18 protein-coding genes are annotated in these 17,469 nt (G+C 35.4%); 5 read left to right on the top strand and 13 right to left on the bottom strand.

Translation table 11 applies throughout. The features are described 5' to 3' along the window. Positions 1–200 precede the first annotated feature (200 nt). Positions 201–503 (top strand): DUF3846 domain-containing protein, encoded by a 303-nt coding sequence (locus RGB74_RS02175; RefSeq protein ID WP_310761353.1) that lies wholly within the window; start codon positions 201–203, stop codon positions 501–503. Between the two features lie 40 nt (positions 504–543). On the opposite strand, the gene RGB74_RS02170 is transcribed toward RGB74_RS02175, so the two are convergent. Together RGB74_RS02170 and RGB74_RS02165 are read right to left on the bottom strand one after the other, a co-directional pair. Beyond that, on the bottom strand, positions 544–1,419 hold the full coding sequence (locus RGB74_RS02170) for a hypothetical protein (protein ID WP_310761352.1): 876 nt from the start codon (positions 1,417–1,419) through the stop codon (positions 544–546). Positions 1,420–1,557: 138 nt separating this feature from the next. Next, positions 1,558–1,860 (bottom strand): hypothetical protein, encoded by a 303-nt coding sequence (locus RGB74_RS02165; protein WP_310761351.1) that lies wholly within the window; start codon positions 1,858–1,860, stop codon positions 1,558–1,560. A gap of 333 nt (positions 1,861–2,193) precedes the next feature. Between RGB74_RS02165 and RGB74_RS02160 the strand changes: the two genes are divergently transcribed. Next, positions 2,194–3,060, top strand: coding sequence for an SDR family oxidoreductase (locus RGB74_RS02160; RefSeq protein ID WP_310761350.1), 867 nt, complete (start codon positions 2,194–2,196; stop codon positions 3,058–3,060). Between the two features lie 144 nt (positions 3,061–3,204). Beyond that, entirely contained in the window at positions 3,205–4,536 is a 1,332-nt protein-coding gene (locus tag RGB74_RS02155; RefSeq protein WP_310761349.1) for an Ig-like domain-containing protein, read from the top strand. Between the two features lie 48 nt (positions 4,537–4,584). On the opposite strand, the gene RGB74_RS02150 is transcribed toward RGB74_RS02155, so the two are convergent. From RGB74_RS02150 to RGB74_RS02125, 6 genes are all read right to left on the bottom strand, one after another. Next, positions 4,585–4,914, bottom strand: a complete 330-nt coding sequence (locus tag RGB74_RS02150; RefSeq protein WP_310761348.1) for a helix-turn-helix domain-containing protein — start codon at positions 4,912–4,914, stop codon at positions 4,585–4,587. A 17-nt stretch (positions 4,915–4,931) separates the two neighbouring features. Continuing rightward, positions 4,932–5,546 carry a class D sortase gene (locus RGB74_RS02145; protein WP_310761347.1) on the bottom strand — a complete coding sequence of 205 codons (615 nt, stop codon included), beginning with the start codon at positions 5,544–5,546 and terminating at the stop codon, positions 4,932–4,934. 2 nt (positions 5,547–5,548) lie between these two features. Beyond that, entirely contained in the window at positions 5,549–6,310 is a 762-nt protein-coding gene (locus tag RGB74_RS02140; protein ID WP_310761346.1) for an LPXTG cell wall anchor domain-containing protein, read from the bottom strand. A 31-nt stretch (positions 6,311–6,341) separates the two neighbouring features. Further along, the gene (locus tag RGB74_RS02135; protein WP_310761345.1) at positions 6,342–7,100 is read right to left on the bottom strand and encodes a hypothetical protein; all 759 of its coding nucleotides are present in this window, start codon (positions 7,098–7,100) and stop codon (positions 6,342–6,344) included. Between the two features lie 63 nt (positions 7,101–7,163). After that, positions 7,164–7,853 carry a TasA family protein gene (locus RGB74_RS02130; RefSeq protein ID WP_310761344.1) on the bottom strand — a complete coding sequence of 230 codons (690 nt, stop codon included), beginning with the start codon at positions 7,851–7,853 and terminating at the stop codon, positions 7,164–7,166. A gap of 99 nt (positions 7,854–7,952) precedes the next feature. Next, positions 7,953–8,492, bottom strand: a complete 540-nt coding sequence (locus tag RGB74_RS02125) for a signal peptidase I (RefSeq protein WP_310761343.1) — start codon at positions 8,490–8,492, stop codon at positions 7,953–7,955. A 365-nt stretch (positions 8,493–8,857) separates the two neighbouring features. Here RGB74_RS02125 and RGB74_RS02120 point away from each other — a divergent pair, with 365 nt between their 5' ends. Both RGB74_RS02120 and yidC read left to right on the top strand, forming a co-directional pair. Beyond that, positions 8,858–11,287, top strand: coding sequence for an immune inhibitor A domain-containing protein (locus RGB74_RS02120; RefSeq protein ID WP_310761342.1), 2,430 nt, complete (start codon positions 8,858–8,860; stop codon positions 11,285–11,287). A 469-nt stretch (positions 11,288–11,756) separates the two neighbouring features. Continuing rightward, positions 11,757–12,401, top strand: a complete 645-nt coding sequence (yidC, locus tag RGB74_RS02115; protein WP_310761341.1) for a membrane protein insertase YidC — start codon at positions 11,757–11,759, stop codon at positions 12,399–12,401. 362 nt (positions 12,402–12,763) lie between these two features. Here yidC and RGB74_RS02110 read toward each other — a convergent pair whose 3' ends face one another. The 5 genes from RGB74_RS02110 to RGB74_RS02090 all read right to left on the bottom strand — a co-directional run bounded on the left by RGB74_RS02110 (position 12,764) and on the right by RGB74_RS02090 (position 17,455). Then, positions 12,764–13,969 carry an acyltransferase family protein gene (locus tag RGB74_RS02110; protein WP_310761340.1) on the bottom strand — a complete coding sequence of 402 codons (1,206 nt, stop codon included), beginning with the start codon at positions 13,967–13,969 and terminating at the stop codon, positions 12,764–12,766. Positions 13,970–14,047: 78 nt separating this feature from the next. After that, positions 14,048–14,281, bottom strand: a complete 234-nt coding sequence (locus RGB74_RS02105; protein ID WP_310761339.1) for a hypothetical protein — start codon at positions 14,279–14,281, stop codon at positions 14,048–14,050. Further along, entirely contained in the window at positions 14,278–14,406 is a 129-nt protein-coding gene (locus tag RGB74_RS02100; protein WP_310762774.1) for an anti-repressor SinI family protein, read from the bottom strand. Before RGB74_RS02100 ends, RGB74_RS02105 begins: the two co-directional genes overlap by 4 nt. A 134-nt stretch (positions 14,407–14,540) precedes the next feature. After that, positions 14,541–15,629, bottom strand: a complete 1,089-nt coding sequence (locus RGB74_RS02095; RefSeq protein WP_310761338.1) for a nucleotidyltransferase family protein — start codon at positions 15,627–15,629, stop codon at positions 14,541–14,543. Next, complete coding sequence (locus tag RGB74_RS02090; protein ID WP_310761337.1) at positions 15,614–17,455, bottom strand: ABC transporter ATP-binding protein; 1,842 nt, start codon at positions 17,453–17,455, stop codon at positions 15,614–15,616. Before RGB74_RS02090 ends, RGB74_RS02095 begins: the two co-directional genes overlap by 16 nt. Positions 17,456–17,469 lie beyond the last annotated feature (14 nt).

Genomic DNA, 17,469 nt, shown 5'->3' with positions numbered 1-17,469 from the left:
TGGTTTTTTCTATGTTTTTTTACCAAAGTATTTTTATTCATATTTTAGAGTTTTCACTGATGTTCATTATAAAAGATATTTTGTTAAGAAAATGATAATTTTTTAAATATTTCGACATAATCATACAATTTTCACCTGTTTTCTATTATACAGGTCTATGTTACCATGAAAAAGGAACTAATTTTGAAGGAGGTAATTTTTTGTCGACAATATCTGTATTAATGGTTGAACCATCTAAACGTCCAGCCATCGTTTCTATTGAGAATGATTTAAAAACATTCGAAAACATTGTAAACGGACCACTTGATATGCAACCGTTTTATCGATCACCCTTCAAGATAATTTGCAACATTGATAATGGTTATGAACTTACATATGGAAACAAAAAGCCTCAAGACACATTTTTTATCGTTAAACATGACGGAAGTTTCGAAAGCGTAGATCGGATGGATGCTGAAGAGATTAGGGATTATATTAGAGAAAAAATGAAAAAATGGAAGTAATGAAAAGTCTGCCACAACCGTGCTGGCTTTTTTCTTTTGCTCAAACATCTAACCAATTATAGTTTGGCCGTTTTCTATTTCCTCTATTTTCTCTTCGTTTTATTGCACTGAACATTCCCATAAGAGTTCCATAGTAATACTGTATAAAGCTTTTTTTAATCTTACGGTGTTTTAAGTGAAAGACTGTCGTCTTAAATGCGTTAATAACTACAGAAGTCATACTTTCAAGGGGTACATCAAAATTAAGCTTCTTGTGAGCTATTAACGCTTTTCCCCAAAATGTATAAATTTCTACTGCCCGATCAAAAAAGGGTTTAACTGTTTGGATGAAGTTTTGTGGAATTGTATCTGGAACGAAGGTATAATCAAGGTCTTTGTCTTTTATAGAAGATTGATCAGAGGATGTATGGTTATGGACGTCTTTTTCCTGACGTATGTTTAGATCTTTATTTTTTAGATTTAAAGAGAGATTCATAGATTCTCCAGCAAAAACTATGTTTTCATCCTTATCCCCACAAGTGGTTTCAGGTTTTTCCCGTTGTGTCATTTCTGTATCACCCGGTGGTTCAAATTTCTGAAAAACAAAAATATTATGTGCGAATCCCCCACTCGATCGATACGTTTTATGTACCTTTAATATCCCTGCGTTTTTAGCTTTTCTTAACATCCGTATGTAAGTGGATCTTGATACTTTACCTTGTTTCTTCATACAAGCTGTAACGAGTGTATCAATTTTCGCATTGGCTACTCCTGGTACGACAACGCTATATTGACTTAGTACTTCGAATGCTATGAATTCTGATTTTGTAAACAAATCAGGGTGTTGCTGCAGGAACGTCTCCTTATGCTGATTAAATTCCTCTACATCTTTAAATTTGCTTAGATTTTTAAATTGATAAATGTTCCCTGCTCTCAATTTTTCTTCCTCCTTTTATCATTGACTCACCTAGTAAGTCCCTAAAAGGATGCAAAAAGAGCCATTGAGGAAGAAAAATTTATTTTTTTATTCATTGCAACTGATCTCACAAAAGCAGAAAATATTTTTGGGTCTTATTTATTTCCACTTCTTCATCTTTCCTTTTAAATATTCACGTATTTCTTCCGCTTCTTGTCTATCAATACCGTGAAAATCACCATCATGTTTTACAACAAAAAAGCATTCACTAGGTTTTCTTTTTGCATATGAAAGTTCATATCCGTTGTCAACATTAAGTATAATCTTGAAAGGTGAACGGAAGAAAGACTGCATATCAAGTGGTCCTTTAACGATGTTTTCAAACTCTTTAAGATCGTTTTGAATCGTTACGATTGAAGGCTGTTTTTTTGGCTCAACCATTAATACAGAAATAGTAGACATTAAAAGTTCCTCCTTAAGATTACTGCTGATTTTGTAAAAATAATAGTTAAAACCAATTGTTCTTAATAAAGAACGTCGTTACAAAAAAAATTTACTGAACAATAAATCCGGGTAGGATTTCGTTTATAGAACGATTATCACTTTATTGTTCTTTATAACGAATTATATCTATTATAAAATTAACATATATTTGGTAAATGTCAATTTTATTTTGAATTTTTTCCCTTTTTATTTATTCCCTATAATATATTCTTACTGACATGTTTATTCATCTGTGAGTTGGGAATGGTAGATTTAGTAGAAAAATTTTACCAACAAGGAGTGGATATGCACATGTCAAATCAAAGTCATCCAACTGGACAACCCGCACAACATCAAAATCATCAGCCTGGTATTGAATCAGAAATGACTCCACCGCCTCAAACTGAAAATCGAACATATAAAGGAAGCGGAAAATTAGAAAATAAAACAGCCATCGTGACAGGTGGAGACAGCGGAATCGGAAAAGCCGCTACGATTGCTTTCGCCAAAGAAGGTGCGAATGTCGCGATTGTATATTTAGAAGAATCGAGTGACGCAGAGGAAACAAAAAGACTTGTAGAAGCAGAAGGAGTAAAATGCTTACTGTTCGCAGGTGACATTGGTGATGAGTCGTTTTGTCAGCAAATTGTCCGAGATGTTGTAGGATCATTCGGCGGTCTAGATATTCTCGTAAATAATGCAGCTGAACAGCACCCTCAAAAAAACTTTGAAGATATTACAACGGAACAGCTTGAAAAAACGTTCCGAACGAATATTTATTCCATGTTCCATCTGACAAAGGCTGCTTTACCCCACTTAAAACAAGGAAGCAGCATTATAAATACAGCATCCATTACGGCTTACCAAGGACATCCTGAATTGATCGATTACTCTTCCACTAAAGGAGCGATCGTTTCATTTACCCGTGCCTTATCGAACAACTTGGTGAAAAAGGGAATCCGCGTGAACGGAATCGCTCCTGGTCCAATCTGGACACCGCTTATCCCTTCTACTTTCTCGGCCGATCAAGTCGAACAGTTCGGCAAAGATACACCAATGGGACGCCCAGGACAACCAGAAGAACTTGCTCCAGCTTATGTGTATTTAGCAAGTGATGATTCTTCTTATGTATCAGGTCAGGTTATTCATATCAATGGTGGTAAAGTAGTAAACGGATAAATTCACTACTTAATGATTTTGGACTCAACTGTTTTTAGTTGAGTCTTTTTTATGTGGATATATTTAACTCTGAAACCACTTTTTTATTCCATCTTTTTACAATACATGTTAAAATATCCAAGATTACATTACATAGGAGGCATTATGAAAAAGTTAATATCTTTTTGTATAGCTGCGATTTTAATTATTTTACAGTTTTCTAGTTTAAGTGTTTCTGCAAGTGATTTAAAAAGTTCATATCGAAAGGAAGTAACAAGGCAACGAAATATAATGGATCAAAAAACTCACAACCTAATTTCAAATAAAAGCATTACTGCTAATCCATTTTCTGATATAAAGAAAAATGATATTAACTATTTTTATGAAATTGAACCAAATGACACGCTAGAAACAGCTGATAGTATCCCATTTGAAACATTGGCACTTGGGCAATTTCTTACATACGATGATATCGATTATTACAAAGTCGTTGTTCCTTCAAATGGAAATTTGACAGTAGCTGGAACAACAGGTCAATATTCATATATTGACTTAGTTTTTGGATTATTAAATAGTGATGGAGATGTTTTGTTACCAACTGACTCCTATTTTGGAGATAGTGGCTATTTATATAGCTATGAGTTAACTCCTGGTAATTATTACATTTTAGCTTTCGAATATTATGGACTTACTTCAGATGAGGACACATATGGTCTAAAGGCTACTTTTACTAGCAACGATACGACACCTCCTGCAAAACCTGTGATAAACGCTGTCGACAATAATGACACTATGATCACCGGAAAGGCGGAAGCAGGATCTAAAGTGAGCGTTTATCGATCCAGTACTTACATAAACGCCGGTACTGCAGATTCGAGCGGCAAGTTCAGCATTAAAATACCAATTCAAAAAACAGGTACAACACTCTCAGTATACGCAAAGGATGAAGCAGGCAACAAAAGCGCAACGGCAACAACAAAAGTATTAGATAAAACGCCGCCATCAGCACCAACTGTAAACTCGGTTGATGATAACGATACGACCGTTAAAGGTAAAACAGAAGCAAACGCGACGATCTCTGTAAAAAAAGGAACGAGTGTGATTGGTACAGCTAAAGCTAATTCAAAAGGAGAATTCAGCGTTACAATAAAGCCTGTAACAGCAAAAACATCCTTAACTATTACTGCAAAAGACACTGCGGGTAATACAAGTAAAGCCACAACAATAAAGGTACAAGACAAAACAGCACCTAAGATCATTAGCATCTCTCCTGTCGATAATAATGATCAATATGTAAAAGGAAAAACAGAAGCAAATGCTACCGTAACAGTAAAGACCAATTCAAAAGTTCTGGGTTCAGCAACCGCCAATTCAAAGGGTGAATTCTCTGTTAAGATTGCTGCACAGAAAACAAACACAGTTTTATCTGTCACTGCAAAAGATGCGGCTGGAAACACAAGTAAGGCTTCAACGGTCACCGTAAAGAAAGCGAATTAAATACTATCAAAAAAAGCCGTGCAATAAGCGACGGCTTTTTTCTATACTTCAAATCTCTTCTTTTACGGATTGTTTCCATATTTCATAAAAAAGATAATCTCTTATATCGTCTTTATCCAATCCTAGTTCTCTGGCTTGAACTATAAGGTCTACCCACTCTTGATCAAGTCTCTCTGCCTTATAATTTAACAATTGTTCCACAGGAAGCTCCAGCGCTTTAGCAATTTTTTGTATCGTTTGTGCAGAAGGATTTGTTTTAAGGTTTTCAATACTGCTTAAATATCCTTTAGAAATATCTGCTTTGATCGCTAGGTGGGATAAGCTAATTTTTTTATTTAACCGGTGTTTCTTTATCAGTTTCCCAAGTTTTTTCTTCACATTGACGACTTCCTTTTCTATAAAACCTCCTCTTTTTTCAGAACGGCTTTAACGATAAATCGATGGGTAGGATTCTTCATCGGATGACATGTAATCAAGGTAATCATGCTTGCTTTGTTTGTACGCTGGAGAATAGATAGATTCGTAGGTTTTACCAGTTGCTCGTCTGTTATAGCGTAAGTTAGCTTTTTCGTTGTCGTTACGATCTCAATGGTGTCACCTTTCTTCACTTCCATCAAACGATTAAATTGCTTTCCGTACGTATAACTGCGATGAGCAGCAATCGCAGCATTACCAATCTCACCAATAGGAGAAGTGCCTTTAAGATGGCCGGCAGCTGTTTTCATATTTTTGAGAGAGGCTCCTTCAACAATCGGCAAGGTTAGATCGATCTTCTGAATCGATAACTTTCCGATCACGCCATTCTTTATGGACTGAGCGGTTTCAGGAAAACGGTTTTCTAAAAAAACCTGATCTAATTGCTGATAGCTTTGTTGTGCGACTGGGCTTACTGATGATTCCCAATCCTTTAGCAATTGATGTTCTTGATAGGAATAGTACATACTTTTTGCCTTCGGATAGACCATGATTGCTATTCCTAGTACGATTAACAAATACGCTAATCGTTTCATTTTTATCCTCTTTTAAATGACTTTGAATTTGTGTTTTTTCTTACTAACAACAAGCCGAGACCTGCGAGTGATATAAATAGTCCTGAAAGAATCATGGCCATTGGATTTTCTTCACCCGTTTGCGGCAATTTGCCTGAATTGTTTCCTGGTGTCCCACTATCACCTTTAGAAGGCGGCTTCTGACCTGGTGTGTTATTTCCATCATCATTCCCTGGAGTGCCAGGATTGCTGCCATCATCTCCCGGAGGATTACCGCCGTCATCTCCGCCTCCATCCCCAGGAGTGCCGCCATCATCAGAATCTTCCCCTTCCCCTTGAACTTGGAACTTAAATGAAGTTGCTGCATCTTGAAATTCATTACCAGCTTCTTCAGTTAGTCCAATTGAAAAAGTTAGATCCTCATGTTTATGTGCCGAAAGATTTCTTGAATCAATCGTTAAATCACTTAACTTCCCATCATATAATTCCTCGTTTTGCTGCATAACGGTAAGATTTAGTTGATTATATAAAGATTCTCCCGATATATTCTCTGATTTAATTTTGTATTTGATAGCTTGATTACCGGTATTTGTTACGGTCAATGTATAATTTTCAACATAACCTGGACGCATATTTTGAAAATTAAAACTCGCAGGATTAATTTCAATACGATATTGATCCTCGTTAAACGAATAGATTTTATCTGGGTGCACCATAAATGTACTTACTAAAAAAGCAGGAATTAACCCAAATACTATCCTTTTAAGCTTTTTTTTATTAAACAATTAAACCTCCTCCATCCCCTTATAAGATCATTTAACTGGCATCTTCTTTCGTGCTATCAGTATTTGTTATTGCTTCAATCTGATCTTGGGAATCGGATGGTTTGTTTTCATTTTTTACTTTAGAACCTGTATTTGTTGCATCATCAGTTTCTGTATTTGTTGATTGATCACCTTGAACGGCATCTGTTTTTTCACTATTTTGAGCTGGATTTTCTTCATTCGTTGCAGTTTTTTCCGGTTGGTCATTTTCTTTACTTGCTTCAGGCTGAGGGTTCTTTTTTGTCGATGTTGCAGCTTTTTCTTTGTTGTCTGCTACATTCTGTTGAATCGTTACATTCATTTTTTGATGATCTAATGGTATAGATAAGTCCTCATCGATGTAGCCTCCTGGAAACCCTGTAAGATGATAAGTGAGTGAATTACCTTCACAACCTGAAGGAGCTCGTCCGTTAAAATTACTCTTAATCGACTTCCCTGGTTCAAGAGAATTTGTATTGAATGGAATACCAAAAACATTCGTTAGCTTAATAGGAATTTCCATATCAGATATATTTGTAATAGTAATACTGGTTTTCACCTTGCAATTTTTTAAATACTCAACATCACCATATGTAACTTTGAATAAGTCAGATGTTGTTGCGTTCTTAATCGTTCCCTCTGCAGATGTTTTAGAGGTTAACCAGGCATACGTACCATATTTTGAACTCAATATGATTAAGCAGTAGACAGCAAGCAATAGTTTTATCACTACATACCTTTTTTTGTTTCTTCGCTTTCTTTTCAACTCCAAAAGTACACCTCCTACTCACCATTTGTATAAAAAGGCAGCCGGGTTACGACTGCCTCTCATTTTCTATTTCTTCAATTCCATTTGCGGTGCATATTCTGCTCCGTTATATGTTTGTTTTGCTTCTACTTTAAATGTTGCATTATATTGAGCACCTTGGTATTCGTTCCCTGCTGAATCCAATAGTTTTACAGCAAATAAAATATCAATGTTCTCTCCTTCTTTAAGGTTCCAGAACTTCCCGTGACCAAGGTTAATTACCTTGCTCGTATTTGCAGCTCTTGCTAATCCCTTAGCTTCTTCTGCAGAAAGCGTACCACTAACAGCAGTTACTCCTGGGCCCTCATCCATAACTGGATTTGTTACACCTTTTTCAAAACCTTTCTGGAACTTTTCTTTGTAAGCCGCTTCAGTTCCAGCATCAGGTTTTACTGAATATTTGATCGCCATATATCCGACTTTGTATTTTCCAATTGCTGCGTCTTTATCAATAGAATGTGTAAAAGTTGCTCTAAGCTGCTGGTCAAGAGTTCCCGTATTTTCGATTGTTTTCCAGTTGCTGATCAGCATTTGTGAAGGAGCGAATTTTTGATGATTAAAGAGATAGGAATCCATGCCTACAGTCAGTGTCCCGTTCTGGATTGTGCCAGAAGCTTCTTTTACATCCGTGAACCAAGAGTACGTTCCAAAACCAGCAGATACGACCATTGCACCTGCAAGCGCAGTTCCTAATAAAGCTTTTTTTGCCTTTTTCATTTTTGTTCCTCCCGAAAATTTTTATTTTTTACTAGGAATATGTAATACTCCCCCTATCACACAGTTAGAGACCCCACCTCCTCAACAGAATTGTTAAGATCAGACTGCTTTTTGTTTTTCTTTTTTTTCTATGAATCTCGTTAGGAATTCGTAAATCTCTAAAAGCAGATAAGCTAACAATGGAATAAAGATAAGCAGTGTAATACCTAATGGACTGCTTACGAACTTAGACACATAACCTAATTTCGGAAGTGTAAAGGCGAGCTCCCCTACAACATTTTCTGGAGATACATACCCATCATCTTTTACGTTGTTGTAATCACCTTTTGTAACAAAACCTTGATCTGTCACTTCAACCACTCTATGAGTAATGAGTTTATTACTGTTTTCTTTAAAGGTGATGACATCACTAGGTTTAATCTTAGAAACCTCCATTTCCTTAACGAGAACCATATCCCCCGCTGAAAATGCTGGTTTCATAGAGTTGGTGAGAACCGTAAATGGCTTGTAACCAAAAAGAGATGGAATTTTATCCGGATTTTTATCTCCTTGATAGGAGATGTACAAGAGAAAAACAATACTAGATAACATAAAAACAATAGCAACACTAGAAATGATTCTATAAATCATTTTGTTCATTTTAACACACCCTTTTGTTCTTTATAAAGAACTTACAACTATCAATTTACATTACTAGATTATTTCCGTCAACCTATATAAAGAACATTTTATTCGTTAAAATTCGACAAAATCATAACTGTTCTTATCTGTTTCCTTATTAATATAGCCATGATAATTTTTTTGTTCTAAATAATGAAAGATTGTTCTTTTAATTTTTTTCCGAAAATTACAATTAATTCACTTTACAAATGATTGCTAGTTTCGTATTATTCATATTAGAGAACTAATTGTTCTTTATTAAGAACTACATACAAGGGAGTTGATGATGTACTAGTCATTCAATGATAGGGTTAGGAAACTATTGAAAAACAGGAGGAGAAGAAATGGGAAAATGGAGTAAAAAGCTTGGTACTTCCTTGTTGCTAACTAGCCTTTCTATGAGTCTATTAGCACCTGCTACTGTGATGAAGGGGGAAGCAGCTCCTTTGAAAGATTATTCAAAGGCTTCTGCTATTTTAGAATCTGCACCGATTGATCTAAACGTGGTCGATCAGGATCGTTTGGCTAAAGCATTAAAAAAGCAAGGGATTATTAAGAAAAATGCTACTCAAGCTGAAACAGCAAAATCCGTTCAAAAATATATTCAATTAAAGAGCAAGAAGCCGGAAGTAAGCCAATCCACGGCTAAAACTACGAAAGCAAATGGTAAAGATGTCTCCGCCAAATCAAAACAATTCTTAACAGCACAAAAAAGCAAGCTTACTAAGAAGCTTAATGACAGCCATAATGTAACAGCAAAGTCTGGCAGCTCTACTAGCCTTATTGGTGTAGCCCCTGCTAAACAAGCTAAATATAAAGGTGAAGTACGCAAAGATAAGGTTCTAGTTCTTTTGGCTGAGTACTCTGATTTTAAACATAATAACATCGATCAAGAACCAGGATATATGTATTCTAACGACTTCAGCCCTGAACATTATAGAAAAATGTTGTTTGGTAATGAAGACTTTACATTATTTGATGGATCAAAAGTAAAAACGTTTAAACAATATTATGAGGAGCAATCCGGTGGAAGTTATACAGTTGATGGCACTGTAACAAACTGGCTAACTGTTCCTGGCACAGCTAAAGAATACGGTGATGACAACCCTGCAGGGGGACATGATAACCTAGCTCCAAAAGGACCTCGTAATCTTGTTGCTGATGCCCTAAAAGCAGCCGTTGCAAGTGGTCTTCAATTAGCAGATTATGACCACCTTGATATTTATGATCTAGATGGCGATGGCAATATGAACGAACCGGATGGTTTGGTTGACCACTTAATGGTTATCCATGCAGGTGTAGGCCAAGAAGCTGGCGGGGGTAAGCTTGGAAATGACGCTATCTGGTCTCACAGATGGAATCTAGGTGGTATTTACGCAGTTCCTGGTTCTACAGGCGGTCCTTATAATGGTATGATGGGTGCTTTTGATTATACTGTAGAGCCTGAAGATGGAGCAACTGGCGTTTTTGCTCATGAATTCGGACATGATTTAGGTCTTCCTGATGAGTATGACACACAATACACAGGTGATGGAGAGCCTGTAGGGTCTTGGTCCATCATGAGTGGCGGAAGCTGGAACGGTGTTATTGCAGGAACTGAACCAACAAGCTTCTCACCACAAAACAAAGAGTTTTTCCAAAAGACGATGAGCGGAAACTGGGCAAATATCGCTGAAATCGACTATAAGGATATAACGAAGTCCGGAAAAATGATTCAAATCGATCAATCTGTAACAAAATCCAAAAATGCTGGTGTTGTTAAAGTTAACCTTCCTAAAAAAGAAGTAAAAGGGATTGCACCTGCATTTGGCAGCAAATATTACTATAGTACAAAAGGTGATGATCTTCACACTAGTATGAAGACACCTGTATTTGACTTAACAAGTGCGACTTCAGCAAAGTTTGATTATAAAGCGTATTATGATGTTGAATTTGATTATGACTATATGTATATCAGAGCTGTGAAAGAAGATGGAACAAAAGTGTTATTAGATACAATTGGTGATAATGACACTGACGGCGACGCACGAGCTGAGTCTTCTAAAGGGCAATGGGTAGATCGTTCTCATGACCTCTCACAATTTGCGGGTCAAAAGATTTCTTTAGAATTTGAATATGTTACGGATGGCGGTTTAGCTCTAGATGGATTTGCAATGGATAATCTATCACTTAAAGTAAATGGCCAGGAAGTATATTCTGATGATGCTGAAGGAACTCCGACCGTTACACTAAATGGAGCTATCGTTTCTAACGGTATTTCTTTAGTTGACCACTATTACTACATTGAGTGGAGAAATACAGCTGGTTCTGATAAGGCATTACAATCTAGCCGTGGTGTTAAATACGGAACAGGTATGCTTGTATGGTACGGTGATGACAGCTTCACTGATAACTGGGTTGGTGTTCACCCAGGTGAAGGATTCCTTGGAGTAGTAGATTCTCACCCGAAAGCAATTGTTGGTATGCTTAACGGAAAGCCATCTGTTGAAGATTCAACTCGTTATCAAATCGCAGATGCTCCATTCTCATTAGATAAAACAACTCCTTGGTATATAAACTCTCCAAGCAGAGGTATTTTCGATTATAAATCTCAAAATGGTGTACGTGTGTTCAACGACTCATTAATGTACATCGATAATACAGATTATAACGGAACTGCTACTGATGGTGTAATTAACGACGCAGGTAGAAAGTTACCTAAATACGGTCTTAAGTTCACTCTTATGGGTGAAGCGAAAGATAATTCTGCTGGTGTGGTAATGATCAGCAAATAAGTTAAAAAAGAAATTTTAAGAGGCAGTCCAATTGGGCAGCCTCTTATTTTTGTATGTTTATCTCTTTCCTGTTTAAGAGTTTAAAAAATTTTTGTAAAATCTCTTTTTTGAAACCTTTTATTTCCAAAATCGTAATGATATAAAACAATTCAGGGAGATTAAACATGTTAGATTTTCTTACCTATTTTGATCAATTGTTATTCATCACTACCTTACTCAGCCTTTTTATTGGGTTCTACCATACACCTTCTATTATTAAATATTGGAAGCATGACTTTTTACATTCTGGAGAACATTTAACTGATTATAATCTTTCGTCCTGTTTGGTTATTAAGCTTTCTCGTTTAGTACAGGAAAATAAGAATGTGATTTTCACATTTCAAAGGATGAAAGTGAAATACACACCTAATAAAGATCTGGAGGATTGCTGTCCCCTTCTCTAATTAACACAAAAAGAGGAGGAGACAAATTGAAATTTATTGAGACTATTACGCATCCATTCAGTGAATCATTGTATTTTATTGCCAATATTTTTAACGGTAATTATGGTTTAGCGGTGATTGCCATTACGCTAGTCATTCGCCTTGTATTGTTCCCGCTTTTTGTAAAGCAGGCCAAACAGCAAAAAGAGATGCGTGTTAATATGGACGCAATGAAAGCAGAATTAGATATGATCCAGGAGAAGTATAAGGCTAGTAAAAAGCCTGAGGATAAAAAGATGCAGCAAGAGGAAACAATAAATCTTTACAAGAAACATAATATAAATCCTTTATCTATGGGATGTCTTCCGATGCTGATTCAAATTCCGATTGTGACGGGGATGTATCGAGCTGTAGTTGAAACTTCGGCCATATCCAATCACCATTTTTGGATATTTAATTTCGCCCATTCAAGTCTACTATTGGCATGTATCGCCGGGTTGATCTACTATTTTCAAGGGAAATTTGGTCAGGATGCGGCATCAACTCAGTCAAATATGAAATGGATGATGCTGCTATCCCCTATTTCTATCTTTGTATTTTCGATTACAAGTCCTGCAATACTGCCTTTTTATTGGGCGATTAATGGAGTACTTCTTTGTATTCAATCTCTTTTAATAAAAAAAATGATTTAATTAAACTATCACGACCATCTATAAGAAAAGAATTACAAAGTAAATAAGCTGCCTCCTTGAAGTTAGGAGACAGCTTATTTTTCTAAGCATATAATCTAAATCAGAAAGATTAATGGGTTTTCCATACTCTTTCCCAGCAATTATTCTGTTCAATCCATTTAAACACCCTCTTGCAGTTGAAATCGCTGTTTCAAATTTTATTTGATCGTGATGAAGAATTAGAGGCTCGGTATAGTTTTGTTTTATTCTTTATTAAAAACATACATTACCATTTTAAGATGCAAACCTTCATCTGTTTTTTGTTACTTCAAAATTAAAAACAGCCTAATTGACTGTTTTTTTTCGTAGAATATGGCTTCTCTTTAACCGGCAAGATTTTGTTTGTTTCGAACTTGATTTCGATTTGAGTTAGTTTTAACTTCAAGAAATCTTCGTACTCTAAATGTTTGGGCTTCAGTTATTCTCGAAAAGTAAAAGGCAATCATACAAATTAATATAATTAGAAGCATTTCTAAAGCTATTGATCCTAAGTTCGGCTGTAGTCCTGAAAAACCATTTTTAGCAACCCAGTAATAAACTGTATTGATAATAGGGTAATGAATGAGATAAAGACTAAATGAAAACCCGGCTAAACGTCTAGATCCTCCCCCAATCCAATTGAATTCTATGTTTTTGATTCTATTAGACGTAACGTGCAGTAGTGAATATATAAATAAACCAAATACTAACCCGATTAAAAGATCGACAAGAAATAAATTCTCTGTCCACTGATCAGTAAATAATCTCCCCGTCATCACAAGGGGTCTCACAGGCAAAACGACAAGTAATAAAACAAATGATGCAATAGGAACGAATCGATGCTTTAATAGATTCGCTTTTGGCAATAACAGAATAGACGTACCTATTAACCAAATCACAAAATATGTATTCATCCTCATCCCAACTGTAGAGATAATTAAAATTGCTAACGAAAAATAAAAAAACATAACTAATTTCCTTTTTTTACTAAATAAAAGCAGTAAAAGAGTAGGGAACAATATATAGTACCAAAACTCATAATTAAGACTCCACAGAGGAGCATTGGATCCATAAACACCTACATATACGTTTTGCAGAAAAAATAAATTACCAACGAAGTTCTTTAGATTAATATAAGCATTCGTGTAACCTTCGTATTCAAAGAATTTAACAGCAATAATGTCTAAAACTAAAGTAAGTAATAAAGCTGGAACCAATACGACCAATAGTCTTGAAAGCCGGTTTATCAAATAGGTTTTCCATGACCATTTATCGTCGTAAAACGCTTTTAATACAGATCTCGAAATGAATAAGCCACTTAAGACAAAAAAGACGATAACTGCTGGACCACCTAGAATGTTAAGCATGTACAATAAATTGACTAGAATGTTAGGGCTTTCTATGTTACCGTATCCCACAAACAATCTGGAACTTAAGTGTTCCATCACTACTAAGATTGCCGATAATCCGCGAATAAAATCTAAGTAAATTGAAACATTACTGTCTAGTAATTTGTCCACTTTTGAGAAATTGGAATATAATCTTTTCATCTTTCTCCCCTTCATATTTTTCATTTTTTTTTTTAAAAATCCAGTACTATCACTGGGTATTAACATACTACTTAGCGATTATATCGATTGATCAAAATTTGATAGGAGTTCTTTAAAATGATAGTTTTTTACTTTATGCGTACCCCATTTTTTCTCAAGTTCAGAAAGTTTCTTTTTTACATATTGAAAGGAAGCTCTGCCTTGGAACTCATTCTCCAGGTATAGTTCGCAAATATCATTCCCTTTATAAATAATCTTCAATTGATGACCATTTAAGTGGCACATATACACCCCATCACCTAACCGAATCATGATTGCACCTCTCCTGTCTTGAGGAATGCTTGAATTTCTTCTAACGTAATTCCTTGTTCCTTTGCCTGTAAAATAAGTTTCATCCACTCCTGATCAAAACATTCAGCATAACGAACGATGAACATCTTCACTAGTACCTCCAACAAATGTATTTTTTATTCTATGCAAATTCTGATAAGTAATATGACATTTCCGTTCAATATATAGAACGACATGTTAAAAAAATTACACTGCCTATAAATTAGGAACAGTGTATATTTTATGACCAAAACACCTTAAGAATTGTAAACAGCCTTTTTTTATAAAGAATTACATAATTACCGAAAAGGGATGAGCCACTCTTTCTTCCTAACAAAAAGGAAATTTCCTTCTTGGATGGAAAAAACCATAGCTTTAATTCTCTCAAACGATGTCCAAAGGAATCATAACTTAGAAACTGATAATCCAGAAAAGTGGCATACCTTTTTAAAGACCTTTCTTCAGGAATTGCAACTGTTTTTTTATGAATAAAATCAGGAAAAGTTTTAATACTTGTTAAAAAAGGATAACGCTCATATAAAATCGATAATGTTCTAATAAGTCTTCTTTTAGTAAGTTGAATTTCTGCATCATCTATTAATCTTTCATAATTCAACCTATTTGTAAGGACCGTAATCATTTGTACAATGTCAAAATCATACTTGAGACTATCTAAATTATGCCTCCAGCCATGAAGAACAATCATGTAAAATGTATGATAATCTGAAAGTTCTTTCACATATGTACATGTGGACTGGTATGCTTCAGAACTCTTCCAGATCACTTCCAAGTTAATATTTGAAGTGTTTTCATCCACAAGGTTCCAATGTAATTCCACCGCTAGCGGACATGGAGAGTCCGGCAGCTCTTTATAGAAACCACGATTAAAATGAGAAGGAAGCTCATTTTTTTCATGTGAAAAACCTAATTTCCTAATACAAATTGCCGCTTTATCCAAGTCTTTTTTTCGGATTAACAAATCAATATCCGAAGAAAAGCGTGCCCCAATGTCTCCGAAGTATCTTTCTGTGAATAATGGTCCCTTTAATGGAATTACCTCGATTCCTTGATTTTCAAATTCATTTAAAAGTTGACTTGTTTGGTTTTTGATAAAGATATTTTTATAAAATGTATGGGTGTAAATGTCCTTGAGTTTGTTCTGAAAAAATTCAGGAGTTAGATGAAGTTTATTTTGTTTTTTCAGAAGAGAATATACTGTTGCACCTATCGTTAAAAAGTCATTTTGCTGCATAAAGTCTTGGTAATCGCTATCATCTGTCGGCAGTTTCACGTCCTCGTCAAATAATGATTGGATTATGGATTGATCCAAGGCAGATTTTCCCCCTTAACGTAATTCCCTTCGTAAACTTTTAAACGGTTGTTTAACGGCTTACCTTGAAGTTTTCGATATAACCCCTTTGCTTCTATTAATTCTTGATGTGTACCGCTTTGCACGATTTCACCTTTATCAAGAACCATAATGAGATCAGAATCCTGAATAGTAGAAAGACGGTGGGCAATGATTATGGTTGTACGACCTTTCATTAATTGCTTGAGTGCTTTTTGAACGTGATGTTCAGTTTCATTGTCTAAAGCAGACGTTGCTTCATCAAGCAATAGGATCGGAGTATCTTTTAAAATGGCACGAGCAATAGCAATTCGTTGTTTTTGTCCGCCTGACAATTTAATACCCCGCTCACCAATTTCTGTGTCATATCCTTCTGGAAGAGAACAAATAAAATTATGAATATAAGCAGATTTTGCAGCAGTTATTAATTCATTGTCCGTAATACCTGAACGTGCCAGCAACAAATTTTCTCTAATCGTTCCGGCAAATAAATATGTTTCCTGAGGCACATATGAAATGGCACTTCGGAGTTCAGCTATACTTAGCTTTTCAGTTGATACACCATTCAATAGTATTTTGCCTGATTCTGGCTTGTAAAATCCTTGCAAAAGATTGAACAACGTACTTTTTCCTGCTCCGCTAGGACCAACTAGTGCGATTGTTTTATTAGCAGGGATTTCTATCGAAAAATCTCGAAAAACACTTATATTTTCTTCATAGCTGAATGTCACTTTATTTAATGTTATGGATGTACCTTTATCGAAGGATTGATGGAAGGATGGTAATTCATTAGAATCCGGCGGCAACTCCAATATTCTAAATATCCTTTCTAACGCAGATATAGAATGCTGAAAACCTGCCCATTTAGAAGCTATGTCTGTCAAAGGATAAACAAGATGGTGTACCAAATTAATAAAAGTCAGTAACGCTCCCACCGTCATCACTTTTACCGACACAAAATAAGCACCTAATGAGATACTAATTAAATATGAAAGCGAACTTACTAATTGACCTCCCGAACTGAACCACCCTTGAAGTTTTGCATTTTGCAGCTCCAGTCGATAGAGCTGCTCATTTTTATGTGTATGTTTTTCATAAAAACTTTTCTCCATTAGAAACGAACGAATAACAGGTAATCCTTGAAAGATTTCATTCAATATACTATTGATCTGCGCGTATAAATCGTGAATTAACCTGCTATTACGTCTAAGCAGCATGCCGATTCCAATACTTGAAATCATAGCAACAGGCGCAATCATCATACTCAGTAAACACAAAACCCAATTAATTTTGATTAAATAAATAAAAACAGCAACATATATTAAAGGTAGTTTGATAAAGTTAATTAAACTGCTTCCTATTAAACCATCAATACTATGTATGTCATTCGTGAAATGCGATAGCAGTTCGCCAGAATGTACTTTAGAAGTAGAAGCTTCCGGTAAACGCAATATATGATTTAAAAGATGGTTCTTTAGATCTTTTTTAATCGCGTTCGTTGCGACCATGTCACAATAAATACTTAAGAAATTGGAGCCAATACTTATGGATGTCAGCATTATTCCGATAAATGCCAAGTCTTTAATTTGTTCTAGATCCGCATGAACAGCTGCATCTGCAATGTTTCCAAAAAACCATGCAAATCCTAGTATAGATGCAATATCAACACCAAGTAATATAAATAATACAACATAAGATTTCCAATATTTTCTGATAAAAGGAGCCACTAATCGAAAGGTTCTCAAAACATCCTTCATGGATAGGTATGGTTTTATTGCATGGAATAACCCTCTAATTTTTGAAATCATAATCCAGCCCCACG

This window comes from Bacillus sp. NEB1478 (assembly GCF_031582965.1).
Classification (GTDB): Bacteria; Bacillota; Bacilli; order Bacillales; family Fictibacillaceae; genus Fictibacillus.
Note: the sequence above shows the minus strand (reverse complement) of the source record. Positions and strands in the feature narration are given on the sequence as shown.